The 18,271-nt window shown below is 68.5% G+C and carries 12 protein-coding genes and 1 riboswitch; of the genes, 11 read left to right on the forward strand and 1 reads right to left on the reverse strand.

Going from position 1 to position 18,271, the window contains the following annotated elements; all coding sequences use genetic code 11:
* The first annotated feature begins 253 nt into the window (after positions 1 to 253).
* The 6 genes from ACIBH4_RS31450 (at position 254) to ACIBH4_RS31475 (ending at position 8,902) form a co-directional block, all read left to right on the forward strand.
* A complete protein-coding gene (locus tag ACIBH4_RS31450) occupies positions 254 to 1,144 on the forward strand; it encodes a DUF2520 domain-containing protein (RefSeq protein ID WP_362510302.1) in 891 nt (296 codons plus the stop codon).
* Positions 1,145 to 1,265: 121 nt separating this feature from the next.
* Positions 1,266 to 2,075: a pantoate--beta-alanine ligase gene (gene panC / locus ACIBH4_RS31455; RefSeq protein ID WP_399173365.1), complete on the forward strand. Its 810-nt coding sequence runs from the start codon at positions 1,266 to 1,268 to the stop codon at positions 2,073 to 2,075.
* A gap of 462 nt (positions 2,076 to 2,537) precedes the next feature.
* Positions 2,538 to 5,165 (forward strand): L-aspartate oxidase, encoded by a 2,628-nt coding sequence (locus ACIBH4_RS31460; RefSeq protein ID WP_362764686.1) that lies wholly within the window; start codon positions 2,538 to 2,540, stop codon positions 5,163 to 5,165.
* The gene (locus tag ACIBH4_RS31465; protein WP_350941530.1) at positions 5,165 to 5,947 is read left to right on the forward strand and encodes a type III pantothenate kinase; all 783 of its coding nucleotides are present in this window, start codon (positions 5,165 to 5,167) and stop codon (positions 5,945 to 5,947) included. Before ACIBH4_RS31460 ends, ACIBH4_RS31465 begins: the two co-directional genes overlap by 1 nt.
* Positions 5,948 to 6,272: 325 nt before the next feature.
* Entirely contained in the window at positions 6,273 to 7,775 is a 1,503-nt protein-coding gene (gene lysX, locus ACIBH4_RS31470) for a bifunctional lysylphosphatidylglycerol synthetase/lysine--tRNA ligase LysX (RefSeq protein ID WP_362510312.1), read from the forward strand.
* 926 nt (positions 7,776 to 8,701) lie between these two features.
* Entirely contained in the window at positions 8,702 to 8,902 is a 201-nt protein-coding gene (locus tag ACIBH4_RS31475) for a LuxR C-terminal-related transcriptional regulator (protein ID WP_030905642.1), read from the forward strand.
* Between the two features lie 72 nt (positions 8,903 to 8,974).
* On the opposite strand, the gene ACIBH4_RS31480 is transcribed toward ACIBH4_RS31475, so the two are convergent.
* Positions 8,975 to 10,024, reverse strand: a complete 1,050-nt coding sequence (locus tag ACIBH4_RS31480) for an NlpC/P60 family protein (RefSeq protein ID WP_362510315.1) — start codon at positions 10,022 to 10,024, stop codon at positions 8,975 to 8,977.
* A 5-nt stretch (positions 10,025 to 10,029) separates the two neighbouring features.
* A riboswitch (cyclic di-AMP (ydaO/yuaA leader) is annotated at positions 10,030 to 10,177 on the reverse strand.
* Between the two features lie 445 nt (positions 10,178 to 10,622).
* On the opposite strand from ACIBH4_RS31480, the gene ACIBH4_RS31485 reads away from it, so the two are divergent.
* The 5 genes from ACIBH4_RS31485 (at position 10,623) to ACIBH4_RS31505 (ending at position 18,229) form a co-directional block, all read left to right on the forward strand.
* Complete coding sequence (locus ACIBH4_RS31485; RefSeq protein WP_362764740.1) at positions 10,623 to 11,189, forward strand: amino-acid N-acetyltransferase; 567 nt, start codon at positions 10,623 to 10,625, stop codon at positions 11,187 to 11,189.
* Between the two features lie 228 nt (positions 11,190 to 11,417).
* Positions 11,418 to 12,494, forward strand: coding sequence for an RDD family protein (locus ACIBH4_RS31490; protein ID WP_362764683.1), 1,077 nt, complete (start codon positions 11,418 to 11,420; stop codon positions 12,492 to 12,494).
* Between the two features lie 1,287 nt (positions 12,495 to 13,781).
* The gene (locus tag ACIBH4_RS31495; RefSeq protein ID WP_350941526.1) at positions 13,782 to 14,114 is read left to right on the forward strand and encodes an Lsr2 family protein; all 333 of its coding nucleotides are present in this window, start codon (positions 13,782 to 13,784) and stop codon (positions 14,112 to 14,114) included.
* A 279-nt stretch (positions 14,115 to 14,393) separates the two neighbouring features.
* Positions 14,394 to 16,886 (forward strand): ATP-dependent Clp protease ATP-binding subunit, encoded by a 2,493-nt coding sequence (locus ACIBH4_RS31500; protein WP_362510322.1) that lies wholly within the window; start codon positions 14,394 to 14,396, stop codon positions 16,884 to 16,886.
* Between the two features lie 392 nt (positions 16,887 to 17,278).
* Complete coding sequence (locus tag ACIBH4_RS31505; RefSeq protein ID WP_350941523.1) at positions 17,279 to 18,229, forward strand: TIM barrel protein; 951 nt, start codon at positions 17,279 to 17,281, stop codon at positions 18,227 to 18,229.
* The last annotated feature ends 42 nt before the right edge of the window (positions 18,230 to 18,271 follow it).

Consider the following 18,271-nt stretch of genomic DNA (forward strand, 5'->3'; position numbering starts at 1 on the left):
GACCGCATTCTGTCATCGGTTTGCACGATCGTTGTTGACGCCACGTCGGCGCGCCGCCGTCCGAATCACCGTACGGGCCGGGTATCCGGGCTCTTTCGTGGGTCACGTACGCTCCCGGTGTGCCCGATCCGGGCATACCGGGAGGAGACCTCGCCTCCGTTGCCGAACACGCGTCCTGAAGCGGTCGCGACAGCACGGCCCGTTACTCTGGTCAATCGGGCACGGAACCCACATGGTCGAAGGACGGGACGTCATGGACGCAGTCGATCGCCCGGCACGGCTGGCCGTCGGAGTGGTTGGAGCGGGCAAGGTCGGTTCGGCGCTCGGCGCCGCGCTCGTCAGGGCGGGGCACCGGGTGGTCGCGACGAGCGGCGTCTCCGACGCCTCCAGGGAGCGGGCGGTCGAGCGGCTCGGGCTCGCCCCCGCGAGGCCCGAGGACGTGGTGGCGGGTGCGGATCTCGTCCTGCTCACGGTCCCCGACGACGTGCTGCCAGGCCTGGTCTCCGGCCTGGTGGAGACCGGCGCCGACCTGCGCGGCAAGCTGGTGGCGCACACCAGCGGCGCGTACGGCCTCGCCGTGCTGAACCCGGCGATCAAGGCCGGGGCGCTACCGCTCGCACTGCACCCCGTGATGACCTTCACCGGCCGCGACGACGACCTGCGCCGTCTCACCGGGATCTCGTACGGGGTGACCGCTCCCGACGCGCTTCGTCCGGTGGCCGAGGCCCTCGTCATCGAGATGGAGGGCGAGCCGGTCTGGATCGCCGACGAGGACCGGCCGCTCTACCACGCGGCCCTGGCGGGGGCGGCCAACCACATGGTGACGCTCGTCGCGGAGTCCTCGGAGCTGCTGGAGAGGATCGGCGTGGAGCAGCCGGGCAGGATGCTCGGCCCGCTGCTCGGCGCGGCCCTGGAGAACGTGCTGAGGCTCGGCATCGCGGGGCTGACCGGTCCGGTGGTGCGCGGTGACGCGGGGACCGTCCGCAGACACGTGGACGCGCTCATCCTCGCCGCTCCCGAGGCGGCGGACGCCTACGTGGCGCTGGCCAGGCTCACCGCCGACCGGGCGCTGGCGGCCGGGTTGCTCAAGCCCGAGGCCGCCGAGCGCCTCCTGGACGCCCTGGGCGGCAACAAATGGACCTGAACCCCCGGAGGTTCCAATGATCGTGGCGGACGACCGTGCGGGGCTGCTCAAGGCCCGCGAGACCCTGGGAATCGGCGCGGGTGCCTTTTCCGGGGGAAGCGCGCTGGCGCTCGTACCGACGATGGGCGCGCTGCACGAGGGGCATCGTTCCCTCATCCGGCTGGCCCGCGAGAGGGCCGCGCACGTGGCGGTGAGCATCTTCGTGAACCCGCTCCAATTCGGGCCCGGCGAGGACTACTCCCGCTATCCCCGTACGTTCGACGCCGACCTCGAAGCCTGCTCGGCCGAGGGGGTGGCCGTGGTGTTCGCCCCCTCGGCCGAGGACATGTACCTGCCGGACAGGCAGGTCGGCGTGTCCGCGGGCGAGATGGGCTCGGTCGTCGAGGGGGAGTTCAGGCCAGGCCACCTCGACGGCGTGCTGACCGTGGTGCTGAAGCTGTTCAACCTGGTCCAGCCGGACGTGGCGGTGTTCGGGCAGAAGGACGCCCAGCAGCTCGCGATGATCCGCAGGATGGTCGCCGACCTGAACCTGCCGGTCTCGATCGTCGGGGGGCCCACGGTCCGCGAGCCGGACGGTCTGGCGCTGTCCAGCCGCAACCGCTACCTGTCGCGGGACGACCGGGTGGCGGCCCTCTCCCTGTCCCGTGCCCTTGAGGCCGGGGCCGGGCAGGCTCTCGACCGCGGTGACGGCGCGGACGAGACCCGCGCCCTTGAGGCGGGAGCCGGGCGGCGCGCGCCCGCGGAGATCCGCCGGGCCGCGCTCGCCGTCCTGGAGGCCGAGCCGTCGCTCGCGGTCGACTACCTCGTCCTGGTCGACCCGGCGACCTTCGCGGAGGTCGGCGACGACCACACGGGTGAGGCGATCCTCGCGGTGGCCGCGAGGGTGGGGTCCACCAGGTTGATCGACAACGTCACGCTCGACATTCGCTGATCCGCGGCCGTTCGGCGGTTGGGCCTGTGAGCTGCGGGGGATCGGCGTTCCCGCCTCGTCGCGCTGTCACGGCCGTGTGGTCTGCGCGACCGTGTGGTCTGCGTGGGCATGGGCCTGCGCGGTTGTGCGGCCTGCGCGGGCGTGCGGCCTGCGCGGGCGTGCGGCCTGCGCGGGCGTGTGGCGTGTGTGAGGGCACGGAGGGCTTGGGGACGCTGAGGGCTTGGGGTACGGAGGGCCGGGGCACGGAGGGCTGGGGCGCGGGGACGCGCTTGTTCCTCGCGCCGGAGCTCCCTTCGCCGAGGCTCCCGTTTCGACCTCCGTCGGCGGCGTACAGCCCCGAGCTGCCATGATTTCGGCGTTCGGGCGAAATGTCCCACCCCGAGGAACAGCCGATTCGCGGGGGGCGTTATCGTCACACTGACGAAATGAACGGCCTCTAACGAGCCCCGCGAGGAGGCGGCTATGAGCATCCCGGCCATTCCCCAGAGGTTGACCGCTCCCGCTCCGGGCTGGACGGTACGGGCGGACGTGGTCGTGGTGGGCTCCGGCATCGCCGGCCTCACCCTGGCCCTGCGGTCCGCCGCTCTCGACCCCGGGGCGAAGGTCCTCGTCGTCACCAAGGACGTCCTGTCCTCGGGATCGACCCGCTGGGCACAGGGCGGCATCGCCGCCGTGCTCGACCCGCGGGACACCCCCGAGGAACACCTCTCCGACACGCTCGTCGCCGGAGTGGGCCTCTGCGACGAGGAGGCCGTCCGCACCCTGGTGACCGAGGGACCCGATGCGCTGCGCGGTCTGATCGCGATGGGCGCCCGGTTCGACACCGACGCCTCGGGGGCACTCCAGCTCACCAGGGAGGGCGGCCACCGGCGTGACCGCATCGTGCACGCGGGAGGCGACGCCACCGGGGCCGAGGTGCAGAGGGCGCTCGTCCAGGCCGTGATGGAGTCGGAGATCGAGGTGATCGAGCACGCCCTCGTCCTCGACCTCCTGAAGGACGCCGAGGGCCGCACCGCGGGGGTGACCCTGCACGTCATGGGCGAGGGCGAGCGCGACGGGGTGGGCGCGGTCACGGCGGGGGCCGTGGTACTGGCCACGGGAGGCATGGGACAGGTCTACTCCGCCACCACCAATCCCCTCGTCTCCACCGGCGACGGGGTGGCGCTCGCGCTGCGCGCGGGCGCCGTCGTCAGGGACCTGGAGTTCGTCCAGTTCCACCCGACCGTCCTCTGGCTCGGCGAGCACTCCACCGGCCAGCAGCCGCTGATCTCCGAGGCGGTGAGGGGCGAGGGGGCCGTACTGGTCGACGCGGACGGCACCCGGTTCATGCGCGACGTTCACGAGCTCGCGGACCTCGCCCCCCGCGACGTCGTGGCGAAGGCGATCATGCGGCGGATGCGCGCCACCGGCGCCGACCACGTCTATCTCGACGCCCGCCATTTCGGCGAGGAGAAGTGGCGCACCCGTTTCCCGACGATCCACGCGGTCTGCCTGGAACACGGCATCGACCCGGTCACCCAGCTGATCCCCGTCGCGCCCGCCGCCCACTACGCCAGCGGTGGTGTTCGCGCCGACCTGCGCGGCCGTACCAGCGTGCCCGGCCTGTACGCGTGCGGCGAGGTCGCGTGTACCGGCGTGCACGGCGCCAACCGGCTCGCCTCCAACTCCCTGCTGGAAGGCCTGGTCTTCGCCGGGCGCATCGCCGCCGACATCAACGAGGCGCGTACCGTCCTCGCCGGGAGCGCCGGGAGCGCGACGCGGCCGGTCGAAGACGAGTCGGCCGCGAGTGGGTCGATCGTGGGCGGGCCGGCGACGGGTGAGCCGGCGACGGGTGGGCCGGTCGCCGATGACCGGCCCACCGGCCTGATCGACCCCAGGGCCCGGAGCAGGATCCAGGGGCACATGAGCCGGGGAGCGAGCGTGCTGCGCGGCCAGGAGTCCCTGGGAGAGGTCGCCAGGGCCCTGCTGAACCTCAGGTGGACCCCGGTGGTGGTCGAGCCGTGTACCGAGTCCTGGGAGACCACCAACCTGCTGACGGTCGCCTCCGCGCTCGTGGCGGCCGCCCGCGAACGCGAGGAGACCCGGGGGTCACACTGGCGTGAGGACTTTCCCGAGCGGAACGACGACCGGTGGCTGGGCCACCTCGACATCACCCTGACAGCGGAGGGACTGGCCATGACATACGCACCGCACGGGCAGCGCGCGAGCGCGTTGCCGCCCCAGGTGGAGAACGACCTGGTCGAGGCGGGCCTGGACCCGAGAGCGGTGACCGCGGTCCTGGAGGCCGCCGCGGCCGAGGACCTGCAGGAGGGGGGCGACGTCACCAGTGTCGCCACCATCCCCGCCGACCAGACCGCCACCGCCGACGTGGTGGCCCGCGCCGACGGCGTGGTCGCGGGGCTGGCCGTCGCCGAGGGCGCGTTCTCCCACCTCAGCCAGGGCCGCCTGGTGGCCGAGCGCAGGGTCAAGGACGGCGAGCGCGTCGCCACCGGTGACGTGCTGATGACCGTCACCGGTCCCACCAGGGACCTGCTGACCGCCGAGCGCACCGCGCTCAACCTGCTCACCCACCTGTCCGGCATCGCGACCCTGACCGGCCACTGGGTCCGGGCCGTCGAGGGGACCGGGGCCAGGATCAGGGACAGCCGCAAGACGCTGCCGGGACTGCGGGCCCTGGAGAAGTACGCCGTCCGGTGCGGCGGCGGAACCAATCACCGCATGTCACTTTCGGACGCCGCGCTGATCAAGGACAATCACGTGGTGGCCTCGGGTGGGGTCGCCGAGGCGTTCCGGGCGGTCCGTGACGCCTTTCCCGGCCTGCCGATCGAGGTCGAGGTCGATCGGATCGACCAGATCGAGCCGGTGCTGGCCGAGGGAGCGGAGGAGATCCTGTTGGACAATTTCACCGTCGAGGAGCTGGCGCGGGCCGTACGGCTGGTGGACGGCAGGGCGCGGTTGGAGTCCAGCGGAGGACTGACCCTCCAGGTGGCTCGTGCCGTGGCGGAAACAGGTGTTGACTACCTTGCCGTGGGCGCGCTCACGCATTCGGCGCCGGCGCTGGACATCGCCTTGGACCTTCGGGGGAATTGATGCTGCTTGCCATCGACGTCGGCAACACTCACACCGTTCTCGGACTCTTCGAGGGTGAGGACGTCATCGAGCACTGGCGGATCGCCACGGACGCCCGGCGCACGGCGGATGAGATCGCCGTCGTGCTCCAGGGGCTGCTCGGGCAGTCGCCGCTGCTCAAGGGCGCCGACGTCAACGGCATCGTGATCTGCTCCACCGTCCCCTCGGTGCTCAACGAGATGCGTGAGATGTGCCGCCGTTACTACGGCGACGTGAACGCGGTGATCGTCGAGCCGGGCGTCCGCACCGGGGTGCCGGTGCGGATGGACAACCCGAAGGAGGTCGGCAGCGACCGCATCGTCAACGCGCTGGCGGCGATCCAGCTGTACGGCGGGCCGTGCGTCATCGTCGACTTCGGCACCGCGACCTCCTTCGACGCCGTCTCCGCCAAGGGGGAGTACGTCGGCGCGGTGACCGCCCCCGGCATCGAGATCTCGGTGGACGCGCTCGCCACGGCGGGGGCGCAACTCCACAAGGTGGAGCTGATCCGTCCTCGCTCCGTGATCGCCAAGAACACCGTCGAGGCGCTTCAGGCCGGCATCATCTACGGCTTCGCCGGTCAGGTCGACGGGATCGTCGAGCGGATGGCGGCGGAACTCGCCGACGACCCCGACGACGTCACCGTGGTCGCCACCGGCGGCGCGGCGCCGCTCGTGGTGAGCGAGGCTCGCTCGATCGACATGCACGAGCCCTGGCTCACGCTGATCGGCCTCCGTCTGATCTACCACCGCAACACGCCGTGAGGACGACCTGTCACCACCGCAACACGCCGTGAGGACGACCTGTCACCACCGCAACACGCCGTGAGGACGACCTGTCACCACCGCAACACGCCGTGAGGACGATCTGTCATCACCGCGACGTCCTTCGGGGACGACCCACGACCGCGGCCGGGGACGATCTGCCACCGCGGCACCCTCCGAGCCTGATCCGCCACCGCGACGTCCTTTCGAGGACGATCCGCCACCGGCGACACCGTCCGAGGACGCCGGGGCACCGGGAGAGTCCCCTCCCGGTGCCGGACGGGGCGAACTCACGAGGTTCGCCGCATCGGTACCCTTTGGAACTGTGACCGATGACGTGACCACCCCCGCCGAGGATCTGCCCGAGCAGATGCGCGTACGCCGGGAGAAGCTCGACCGCCTCCGTTCCGAGGACGTCGACCCCTATCCGGTGAACTTCCCGCGCACCGCGACCAACGCCGAGATCCGCCAGAAATACGCCGATCTCTCCGCTGACACCGCGACGGGCGACAAAGTGGGTGTCACCGGCCGCGTGATGCTGTCCAGGACCGGAGGCAAGCTCTGCTTCGCCACCATCCGCGACGGCTCCGGCGATCTCCAGATCATGGTCTCCCTGGACAGGGTGGGCGAGGAGTCCCTCGCCGCGTGGAAGCGCGACGTCGACCTCGGTGACCACGTTGGCATCGAGGGCGAGGTCATCACCTCCCGCAGGGGCGAGCTGTCCATCCTCGCCGACCGCTGGGCGATCACGTCGAAGTGCCTGCGCCCGATGCCGGAGAAGCACGCCGGGCTCACCGACCCCGAGGCGCGGGTCCGTCAGCGCTACGTCGACCTCATCGTCAACGACGAGGCCAGGAAGATGGCCTACACCCGCAGTGCCGTGGTCCGGGCCGTCCGCGACTTCTGGCACGAGGAGGGTTACCTGGAGGTCGAGACGCCGATGCTCCAGCCGATCCACGGCGGAGCCACGGCCAGGCCCTTCAGGACCCACATCAACGCGTACGACATGGAGCTCTACCTCCGGATCGCGATCGAGCTCTACCTCAAGCGGCTGGTGGTCGGCGGCCTGGAGAAGGTCTTCGAGATCAACCGCAACTTCCGCAACGAGGGCGCCGACTCCACCCACAACCCCGAGTTCACGATGCTGGAGGCGTACGGCACGTATCTCGACTACAACGACATCGCCGACCTGACCCAGCGGATGATCCAGAAGGCCGTGCTGGCCGCCCTCGGCCACTCCGTCGTCGTCCACCAGGGCCAGGAGGTCGATCTCGGGCTGGCGAAGTGGCCGCGGATCACCCTGTACGGGTCGGTCTCCGAGGCGCTGGGCGAGGAGGTCACCACCGAGACGCCCCTGGAGCACGTCCGTAAGCTCGCGGACGCGCGGGAGATCCACTGGGACGCCAAGTGGGGTCAGGGCAAGCTGGTCCAGGAGATCTTCGAGGCCCTCGTCGAGCACACGCTCATTCAGCCCACGTTCGTCATGGACTATCCGCTGGAGACCTCCCCGCTGGCACGCAACCATCGGGACAACCCCCTCCTCACCGAGAAGTGGGACCTGATCGGCTTCGGCACCGAGCTGGGCACCGGTTACTCGGAGCTGAACGACCCGGTCGAGCAGCGCCGCCGCCTCACCGAGCAGTCCCTGCTCGCCGCGGGCGGCGACGCGGAGGCCATGCAGCTTGACGAGGATTTCCTCACGGCCCTGGAATATGCGATGCCGCCCACCGGTGGCATGGGGCTCGGGATCGACCGTCTCATCATGGCCTTCACCGGCAAGAACATTCGCGAGACCATCCTGTTCCCGCTGGTCAAGCCGACCGCCTGAGCCCGGCGAAGGGCGACACGCAGGGATCTTACGGTGGCGGGGGGGGGGGGGGGCCCCCCCCCCGCCCCCGCGCGGGGGGGGGGGGGGGGGGGGGGGGGGGGGGGGGGGGGCCGCCGCGGCCGGGGGGGGGGGGGGGGGGCGGCGCCCCCCCCCCCCCGCGCCCGCCCCCCCCCCGCGCGCGGGGGGGGGGGCCCCCCCCCCCCCCCCCCCCCCCCCCCCACGCCGTTTTCATGCGGTGTCGCCGTGAGTGCCACGGGGCCGACGCCGGGACGGACGGGACGAGATCGGCGGCCGGGACGAGATCGGGGGGCCGGGAACGGCCGTCGCTCCCATGGGCCCACGTAATGTCGGCCGCCTTTCCGTGTGGGGCGGAAATCCATTTCCAGCACGTCCAATATCGCTTTCGCGTCCCACCGTCATCGCGTGATACTTCGCGAATGTCGTGAAGCTGCTTCCTTGACCCTCATATTTCCGTATTTTTCGTGGTGTGTCGTCAAGGTAGCGGATGGTCGTGCTGGCCGAAGAGTATCGGGAAGAGATCGGTTTTTACCGAAAAATGTGGGCGGTCCGGATCTCCGGAGGACCGGCTCCGACGTGCCCGGCGAGGCGGGGACCCCGCAAAATCTTGTTCTGCCGGGACTTCGATCGCCGCAGCCAGGGGTGCCTACCGGCTCGCGCCCAGGACGGGTCATGACATAGCCGCAAAGGCACTGACATATCATGAGTACTTCATGTAGCGCCTACTATGTCAATACTGGACGCGCGCTATGAAGAGCAGAACTTGACGACCTTTGAACGAGGCGTTTACCGTTCCTGGCGGACGGTATTCATTTCCGGCGTCTCGCACCCGGTTTCCAGAGTGGGGGGAGTGACTCTTGGTGGCATATCCAGAAGTGGATTCACGCCATGGCGACGGCCCTCTGGGCATGAGCGATATCGGTCTCAGCGATGACGACCTCGTGCTGCTGGCTGAGCTCGCCAAGGGTGTCACGGTTGATCGAGTGGGGCGTCGCCTCGACATCAGCGGGCGGACCGTCAGGCGCAGGCTGAGAGGCATCTGCGACCGCATCGGTGTCGCCACGGCGATCGAGGCCGTCGCCTGGGCCGCCCGCCGTCGCCTGATCTGACACGGCACCGCACGCGTGCCCGGCAGGTCGGGCCGGGCACGCGTGCGGGCAGGAGGGCGGGGCGGGGCACGCTCAGGCGGCGATGCGGACGCCTCCGACGAAGGGCCGGTTGTCGATCGTGGTGATGTGGACGACGTCACCCGTCCGGGGCGCGTGGACCATCAGACCCGCGCCGATGTAGATCCCGACATGGTGCAGGTCGCTGTAGAAGAAGACCAGGTCTCCCGGGCGCAACTCTTTCCTGGAAACGTGGGTGCCGGCGGTCCACTGGTCACCGGTGTAGTGCGGCAGGCTGATGCCGACCTTCTGGTAGGCCCACATGACCAGCCCGGAGCAGTCGAAGGAGTTGGGACCCTCGGCGCCCCAGACGTACGGCTTGAGCTGTTGGGTGAGCGCCCAGCGGGTCGCCTCCGCGGCCTTGCCGCTGCCCACGATGGGCACGTTGGTCTTCACCCGGGCGCCCCTGTTGCCGACGGCCCTGGCACGCACCTCGCTGAACAGGTCGCTCTCGACCCGCGCGACCAGACGCTCGATCTTGGTCCGGTTGCCGTCGATCTCCGCCAGGAGCTCCTTGACCTCCGCCGTCCTCGCCTTGGCGCCGGCCTTCGCCCGCTCGGCGGCCTCGATCGCCCGGGCGACCTGGGCGACCTCCTCGCTCTGCTGCTGCTGGAGTGCGTAGTTGGTGGTGGCCTGATCGAGGAAGGTGTCGGGGTCCGTCGCCTGCGTGAAGGCGAGCCCGGAGTTCAGGCCGCCCGACATGTAGGTGCTCTGCGCCAGGAGGGTGGCCTTGGTGCGGCGGGAGGCCAGCTCCGACTCGCTCGACGCGAGGATCTTCTCGGCGCTCTCCGCGGCCCGCTGGGCCTGCCTGAGCTTGACCCGCTCGCCGTTGTATCGCTCGGCGAGGACGCCGATCTCCTCGTGCAGTTTCTCGGCCTGCTTGGCCAGCTGCTGGAGGCTGGGTTCGGGGTCGGCGGTGGCCGCGACCAGCGGCGTGCCGAGAGTGAGGGTGGCGAATGCCAGGCCGATGACCGCCATACGGCGGCGCAGCCCGCGCGGCGCGCGTTCTCGACGGCGGGCGTCGTCGCCCGCGTTCTTTCCTCCGCGGTCGCGCTCGCGCTTCACCAACGGGCTCCTCTCCTCGGCCGCCTACCGGGTTAGCTGACGGGTTCGGGCCGGAGGCAGCCCTACCGAGTGCGCCGGTGGCACTCGGATTCACCCCGAAGGACGTGGTGGGTCCCCGGTTCCCCGTGGTGGGGGATTCGGCGGGTCAGGCTTTTACGTCTCTGACATCGAGCACGGAGATTAGTGCACCCGTGGTTCCTGCTCAACCAGAACTGCGAATTCAGTGGAGGTTTCGCAACCGAAGTGTCACGGAAAGATCACACGCCAATATGATCAACATGGCCATTACGCTGCCTTTACCTCCCTGGTGGGGGCGTGGCGAAGGTCTTCCCAGGTCCGGGACCGTACCAAAGGTGAGCTGTGGCACACGTGAGATGCCGCGCGCCCAGTGTGGTAAAGCGATTACCGGCGGTCATGTGAGGGGGGTGTGCCGCGAGTTAAGGAGGAGCCGTAATTGAAGACCGGTGAGGACGTACGCTGAACGGTCATGGAGCAGCTTGCTGAGCATTCTCCCGTGCCGGTCGTGCGCACCCCGAGCGGCGGGGAGCGACGCGCGGGACCCGAGGGGGCGGAGCCTGACCCGCCCCTGCCCGAGGCGATCAAGGTCGCCGAGGTCGTAGAGGTCGCCGAGGTCTCGGTCCGTCGTGCCCGGACTCCGGACGTCCGCGCGATCAGGCGGCTCGTCGACACCTATGGCGGCGTCGGCCCACGCCTGCTGGAGAAGGCCACCGTCACCCTGTACGAGGACGTTCAGGAGTTCTGGGTCGCCACCGACAAGGAGGGGGCGGTCATCGGCTGCGGGGCTCTCCACGTCCTCTGGGAGGATCTGGCCGAGATCCGCACCGTGGCCGTCGATCCGACCCGTCGCGGGATGGGAATCGGCCACCGGATCGTCTCCGCCCTCATCCGCACGGCCGCGGAGCTGGGCCTGCGCCGGGTCTTCTGTCTCACCTTCGAGGTCGACTTCTTCGCCAGGCACGGTTTCCGCGAGATCCAGGGCACGCCCGTCGCCCCCGCGGTCTACGCGGAGCTTCTCGCCTCCTACGACGAGGGTGTGGCGGAGTTTCTCGATCTGGAGCACGTCAAGCCCAACACCTTGGGAAACACCCGGATGCTGCTCCACCTGACACGTGAGCCCGACTGTGATGACTTTAGAGCTGACTGATCGGAAAGGTGACTGTCGATACCTATGTCGATACCTTGTGCAGCAGCAAGCATGTGCGTCTGACATTTGCCACATGCGCAGTCTAAGTGAGGTGACGCGGTGAGCACCGGACAGCCGCCGTATCCACAGGATGATCCCGACCGCGATCGCACACCGTCGGGGCACCCGGATTACGGACAGCACAACGCGGGTCGAGCCGCTGGCGAACTCGATCCCGACGTAACGGTCATGGGATATCGGTCGGAGGCCTCACAGCCGAACACCGGCCCAGGACAGAGCCAGCCCGGCTACGGCCAGGGTTACGGGCAGCAGGGCTACGGCCAGCAGCCCGGTTACGGGCAGCAGGGGTACGGCCAGCAGCCCGACTACGGGCAGCAGCAGGGTTACGGCCAGCAGGGTGGGACAGGGTCGTACGGGCAGCAGCCGGGCTATGGCCAGCAGGCGTCCCAGCAGCAAGGTTACGGTCAGCAGCCCGACTACGGGCAGCAGCAGGGTTACGGCCAGCAGGGTGGGACGGGGTCGTACGGGCAGCAGCCGGGCTACGGCCAGCAGGCGTCCCACGAGCAGTCCGGCTACGGGCAGCAGTCCCAGCCCGGTTACGGCCAGCAGGGTTACGGCCAGCAGCCCGGTTACGGGCAGCAGGGTTACGGCCAGCAGCCCGACTACGGGCAGCAGGGTTACGGCCAGCAGGGTGGGACGGGGTCGTACGGGCAGCAGCCCGACTACGGCCAGCAGGGCTACGGCCAGCAGCCCGCGTACGGGCAGCAGGGCTACGGTCAGCCGTACGGCGGTCCTCCCGGGGCGCCCGCCCCGCTCGCGGAGTGGTGGCAGCGTCTCCTGGCGAGGCTCATTGACGTGATCATCCTGGCGATCCCGGGGGTCATCGTCACCACGGTGTTGACCGCGATGCTCGTGACCGCCCCCACCTTCAACGGCACGACGGTCACGGAGGGGAGCGGGACCTTCCTCGCCACGCTCCTCGTCGCACTGATCAGCGCGTCGATCTACATGGCCTACGAGTTCCTCATGCTCAGCAGGGGCGGCCAGACGGTCGGCAAGATGGTCATGGGCATCAAGGTCGTGCCGGTCGGCGGCGCCCTGCCGCCCGGTGGGCTCGGCTCCGACATGGCGGTCAAGCGCGCCGGGGTGTTCTTCGGCCCGCAGTTCCTGAGCTGGATCCCCTTCGTGGGCTTCGTCTTCAACATCTTCAGTCTCGTGAACGTCCTGTGGCTGCTGTGGGACAAGCCACTGCAGCAGGCCCTGCACGACAAGGTGGCGGGGACGGTCGTCGTCAAGATCAAGTAGTCCCCTGAATAACGGGGCCGGCGGTTCAACCGCCGGCCCCGTTTTCGTGCGCGGGTGAGAAAACGGGGGTCCTTAGGGGCCCGTAAGAGGCTCGGGGCCGAGGGGTGCGGAAGCCTCAAAACCATTTGCCGCGCCCTGAGCAACGCGGGGGAAGTTATGACCGACTCTCGACCCGCTCGCCGGAATATTCGCGTACGTTGCCCACAACGGGCTCACGTCCGCCCCAGGTGTCCTATGAGGGGTCAATGCCGGATCCGTCCCCGTCGGGGGTTCGCGCACTACTCGCCGAATGGCCGGTGCCGCGCGCCTCCGGCATCCTCGGTGACCCCGCGCCGGATTCTCTTCTTCGCCTTCCGCCGTGTGTTCGGGGCAGCCGGTGAAGTCCTTCTTACGGATCCGGATCGGGGCGCCCGGTGTTGGCGAGGTTGTCTGAGGAGTGCATCGCGTTTGGTGGTTATACGGTCTACGACTATGTACTCCGTGCCGGAGTGGGTCGTACTCTTGGCAAGAAAGTGTTGAAGATCCGTCTTGTTCCATACACTTGTGTCACATCGGTTCACACCGGGGTGATGAAGCGAGCGGCTCCCCGTCCGGGCGTTCTGCCGACGGAGGGCATTCTCGCGATGAAGTCACCGGCGGCGATCTCAGGCTCCATGGCAAGGTGTTGTTCATCCCGGCGGACAGCCCCTTCAGCAGGGACTTCGTCGCCGGGAGGTCGATGGTGCGGCGGCGCGGAAGCCGTGCGGCATTGGTATTACGGCGACGATGATGATCACCTGATGGCCCCCCTGGTTTTTCCTCGTGCCTTTACGACCACAACCGGTAAGAGAGCTGGAGAGAAGCATTAGGCTGGAGGAAGACGGCATGGTCGCCCCTGTGACGCGTGTCGCCGGTCGGTGGCGCTATGGTCATCCATGGGCGGTTCCACCGATCGGGCGCGCCCGCGAGGCCCGGAGAGCCGCCGCCATATTTTCATGGTCCCCAGAAAGCCACCCACGGTGCGGAGCGAGGACGAATGTACGACGTATTGTCCGCGTTGATACCCCCGGCGGTCGTCGGCGGGGCCTTCATCTTCGGAGTCGTCAAGCTACTTCGGAGTGAAGCCGCCGGCCGACGTCCGGCAAAACGGCCCGACCCCGAGTCGCAGAAGAGCTGATCCACGGGAGGCTCGACCGGTGAGTCTCGGTTGCCTGTGAGAATCGCCGAGCTCCTGGAATTGCCGCTCTTCGATCGCGGGTATATGTTTAGCTTGCGAATGAAACAATACTCCGCGAAAGGATTGTGTAGATGGCCAAGCAGATCCAGGAGATTCTCATCGACGACCTCGATGGGGGCGAGGCCAATGAGACTGTCGCCTTCGCGATTGACGGCACCAGCTATGAGATTGACCTGAGTGACGTTAACGCGAAGAAGCTCCGCGACTCCCTGTCGCCTTTCGTGCAGAGCGCCCGCCGTTCCGGCGCCCTGGCTCCCCGCCGCCGTCGCGCAGGCGGAGCGCGGGCACTCACGCGAGAGAAGAGCGCCGACATCCGGGCGTGGGCGAAGTCTCACGGACTCAATGTCAGCGAGCGCGGTCGGATCGCCTCGAAGATCGTCGAGCAGTACGAGCAGGCTCACTAGATCGGCTCAGTAGATCGAGTGAATCATGCGGTTATGGCGGTCACGGTGGGGTCCGGTGGCGGCCATGACCGCATGATGCGTTTTACTGGAAGACAAACGTCGTTCGCTTGCGGCGTAGCGGGAACATCGCACCCCCCATAAGTAGTTGGATGGAGGGTGAACGCCCTGCGCTCGGGGAACGTCTTCTGCATAGAGCGGTCGCCGGGTCGGGGCTACCATGCGGGATGACAGGGCTCGGATATCCCGGACCTGCCTGACCGCTCTGTGAGGAGCGACGAGATGTTCGAGAGGTTCACCGACCGCGCACGGCGGGTTGTCGTCCTGGCCCAAGAAGAGGCCCGGATGCTCAACCACAACTACATCGGTACGGAGCACATTCTTCTTGGCTTGATCCATGAAGGTGAAGGCGTTGCCGCCAAGGCTCTGGAGAGCCTCGGCATCAGTCTTGAAGGTGTGCGTCAGCAGGTCGAGGAGATCATCGGCCAGGGTCAGTCTGCGCCGTCGGGGCACATTCCGTTCACCCCGCGTGCCAAGAAGGTCCTTGAGCTGTCGCTCCGCGAAGCCCTGCAGCTGGGACACAACTACATCGGCACCGAGCACATCCTGCTCGGCCTCATCCGTGAGGGCGAGGGCGTCGCCGCCCAGGTGCTGGTGAAGCTGGGAGCCGATCTCAACCGGGTCCGGCAGCAGGTCATCCAGCTGCTCCACGGTTACCAGGGCAAGGAGCCGGCCGCCGCGGGCGGTCCGACCGAGGCCGCACCGTCGACCTCCCTTGTGCTGGACCAGTTCGGCCGCAACCTGACCCAGGCCGCCCGTGAGGGCAAGCTCGACCCGGTCATCGGCCGGGAGAAGGAGATCGAGCGGGTCATGCAGGTCCTGTCCCGCAGGACCAAGAACAACCCGGTCCTGGTGGGAGAGCCCGGCGTCGGCAAGACCGCCGTCGTGGAAGGCCTGTCCCAGAAGATCGTCAAGGGCGAGGTGCCGGAGACGCTCAAGGACAAGCAGCTCTACACCCTCGACCTGGGCGCCCTCGTGGCGGGTTCCCGTTACCGTGGTGACTTCGAGGAGCGGCTGAAGAAGGTCCTCAAGGAGATCCGCACCCGAGGCGACATCATCCTGTTCATCGACGAGCTCCACACGCTCGTCGGCGCGGGTGCCGCCGAGGGCGCGATCGACGCCGCCAGCATCCTGAAGCCGATGCTGGCCCGAGGCGAGCTGCAGACCATCGGGGCCACCACCCTCGACGAATACCGCAAGCACCTGGAGAAGGACGCGGCGCTCGAACGACGCTTCCAGCCGATCCAGGTGGCCGAGCCCAGCCTCAGCCACACGATCGAGATCCTCAAGGGCCTGCGCGACCGTTACGAGGCACACCACCGCGTCTCCATCACGGACGGCGCCCTGGTGGCCGCCGCGCAGCTGGCCGATCGCTACATCAGCGACCGGTTCCTGCCGGACAAGGCGATCGACCTCATCGACGAGGCCGGCTCGCGCATGCGCATCCGCCGCATGACCGCGCCGCCGGACCTCCGCGAGTACGACGAGAAGATCGCCAACGTGCGGCGCGACAAGGAGTCCGCGATCGACGCGCAGGACTTCGAGAAGGCCGCCGCGCTGCGCGACCAGGAGAAGCAGCTCCAGCTCAAGCGCGAGCGCCGCGAGAAGGAGTGGAAGGCCGGCGACATGGACGTCGTCGCCGAGGTCACCGAGGAGCTCATCGCGGAGGTCCTGGCGACCGCCACCGGCATCCCGGTCTTCAAGCTCACCGAGGAGGAGTCCCAGCGACTGCTCCGCATGGAGGACGAGCTCCACAAGCGGATCATCGGTCAGGACGACGCCATCAAGGGTCTGTCCCGCTCGATCCGCCGTACGCGCGCCGGTCTGAAGGACCCGCGCCGTCCGGGTGGCTCGTTCATCTTCGCCGGTCCGTCAGGTGTCGGTAAGACCGAGCTGTCCAAGGCGCTGGCCGAGTTCCTGTTCGGGGACGAGGACGCGCTGATCATGCTGGACATGTCGGAGTTCATGGAGAAGCACACCGTCTCCCGCCTGTTCGGCTCGCCTCCCGGCTATGTCGGATACGAGGAGGGCGGTCAGCTGACGGAGAAGGTGCGGCGCAAGCCGTTCTCGGTCGTCCTGTTCGACGAGATCGAGAAGGCCCACCCCGACATCTTCAACTCGCTGCTGCAGATCCTGGAGGACGGTCGCCTGACCGACGCCCAGGGCCGGGTGGTCGACTTCAAGAACACCGTCATCATCATGACGACGAACCTCGGCACCCGAGACATCTCCAAGGGGCAGGGCGTCGGCTTCGCGAAGAACAACGACGCCGAGTCCAACTACGACCGGATGAAGTCGAAGGTCCAGGAGGAGCTCAAGCAGCACTTCCGGCCGGAGTTCCTCAACCGTGTCGACGACATCGTGGTCTTCCACCAGCTCACGCCGAAGGAGATCATCCGCATCGTCGACCTGATGCTGGCCCAGGTGGACCTGCGTCTGAAGGACCGCGACATGGGGATGGAGCTCACGCAGGAGGCCAAGCAGCTGCTGGCCGACCGTGGCTACGACCCCGTGATGGGCGCCCGTCCGCTCCGCCGTACGATCCAGCGCGAGCTGGAGGACATCCTGTCCGAGAAGATCCTGTACGGGGAGCTCCGCCCCGGCCAGATCGTGAAGATCGGGATCGAGGGCGAGGGGGAGAACGCGAAGTTCACCTTCATCGGTGAGAACGCGCCGTCTCCCCAGGTCCCCGACTCGGCCGCGGCCATCGTGTAGCCGATCCAGGACCGGAGCCGGTCAGACATGGCCTGATTCAGGCCGAATGAGCAGACCCCGCCGTGAGGAGACTCACGGCGGGGTCTGCTCATTTGTTATCTAAGACGGTATTTCGCCACGACAGGTAGTACTACACTCTGTAGAGTGAGTTCGGTGACTCTCACCCGGATGATCTGAAAGTAGTACCGGCTGCGGTGAGAGCGGTATCGAGGTCAGCCCGGCGACGTACCGAGGAATCAACTCCGAGAGTGACGCGGAGATCGGTGCCCGCGCGGGATGCTTCAGACGACCGGGCCGGACTCCCGGCCGGAGGGCTCCGGCTCGCGCCGCCGTCGACGAGCGGCGCGGGGGCCATCGGGACGCTTACACGAAAGCACGCTTTGGAGGCACGCATGCGTTTACGGCACGAGGACGGGACGCTCGTTCACCTGGCCTACAACGCGGGTGTGCACCCCGCCGAGGATCTGGAGAACCTCATCGCGCACCTCACGCGGTACGCGGTGCCGGTGCGCAAGCGCCTCGGGGTGGAGCGCATGGGGGTCGGCCTCTGGCTCTCCCCGAGCGTCGCCGACCATCTCACCTCCGACAGGATCGAGCTGGTGCGCCTGCGCCGATCCCTTGAGGAGCGTGGTCTGGAGGTCGTCAGCCTCAACGGCACCGGTGGCAGAAACCAGGAGGTCCCCGGCCCCGACTGGGCCAAGCCCGAGCGTTACCGCTACACGATGGCGCTGGCCAGGATCCTCGCCTTCCTGCTCCCGCAGGACGTCCGTTTCGGAAGCATCTCCACCATCCCCATCGGCTGGCGCCGCGACTGGCCCGCCGACCTGCACTCGATCGCCTCGCGGCGGATGGAGCGCCTCGCCCGTGAGCTGCGCGGACTGTACAGCGTCACCGGCAAGACGATCAGGGTCGGTTTCGAGCCGTGGCCCGGATGCGTGCTGGAGACCACCAAGCAGGCCCTCGACCGGGTCGGCGGCATCGACTCCGAGCACCTGGGCATCTGCCTGGACGCCTGCTATCTCGCGGGCGGCTCTGAGGAGCCGGGAGCCGCCCTGCGCGGCCTGGCGGACACCGGAGCCCCCGTGGTGAAGCTCGGCCACGTACACAACCACATGGCCGCCGCGTGCCAGGAGCTGCCCAGCACCCGCCCGGTCCTGGAGGACACCCTCACCGCGATGCTCTCCGGCGCGGTGAACGGCACCGCCCACATCGAGGTGGAGACCCACGATCTCGCCGTGCCCCTCAGGGGCAAGGGCCCCGGCGCCCTGGTCAACGTGATCGCCGAGGAGCTCGACTGGGCCCGCACCAGCCTCACCGCCCTCGGCCTGCGCCTCGCCGCCTGACCTTCCTGGCTCGACGCCCTGTTGTGTCGATGCCGAGGGCGG

Source organism: Streptosporangium sp. NPDC050284 (assembly GCF_044459525.1).
In the GTDB taxonomy this organism is placed as follows: domain Bacteria; phylum Actinomycetota; class Actinomycetes; order Streptosporangiales; family Streptosporangiaceae; genus Streptosporangium.

Coding starts and splice junctions, on each gene's coding strand:
- ACIBH4_RS31475 (WP_030905642.1), top strand. CDS start 8,702: ATGAGCGATATCGGTCTCAGCGATGACGACCTCGTGCTGCTGGCTGAG.
- ACIBH4_RS31500 (WP_362510322.1), top strand. CDS start 14,394: ATGTTCGAGAGGTTCACCGACCGCGCACGGCGGGTTGTCGTCCTGGCC.
- ACIBH4_RS31465 (WP_350941530.1), top strand. CDS start 5,165: ATGCTGCTTGCCATCGACGTCGGCAACACTCACACCGTTCTCGGACTC.
- ACIBH4_RS31460 (WP_362764686.1), top strand. CDS start 2,538: ATGAGCATCCCGGCCATTCCCCAGAGGTTGACCGCTCCCGCTCCGGGC.
- ACIBH4_RS31505 (WP_350941523.1), top strand. CDS start 17,279: ATGCGTTTACGGCACGAGGACGGGACGCTCGTTCACCTGGCCTACAAC.
- ACIBH4_RS31490 (WP_362764683.1), top strand. CDS start 11,418: ATGGGATATCGGTCGGAGGCCTCACAGCCGAACACCGGCCCAGGACAG.
- ACIBH4_RS31450 (WP_362510302.1), top strand. CDS start 254: ATGGACGCAGTCGATCGCCCGGCACGGCTGGCCGTCGGAGTGGTTGGA.
- ACIBH4_RS31495 (WP_350941526.1), top strand. CDS start 13,782: ATGGCCAAGCAGATCCAGGAGATTCTCATCGACGACCTCGATGGGGGC.
- panC (WP_399173365.1), top strand. CDS start 1,266: ATGGGCGCGCTGCACGAGGGGCATCGTTCCCTCATCCGGCTGGCCCGC.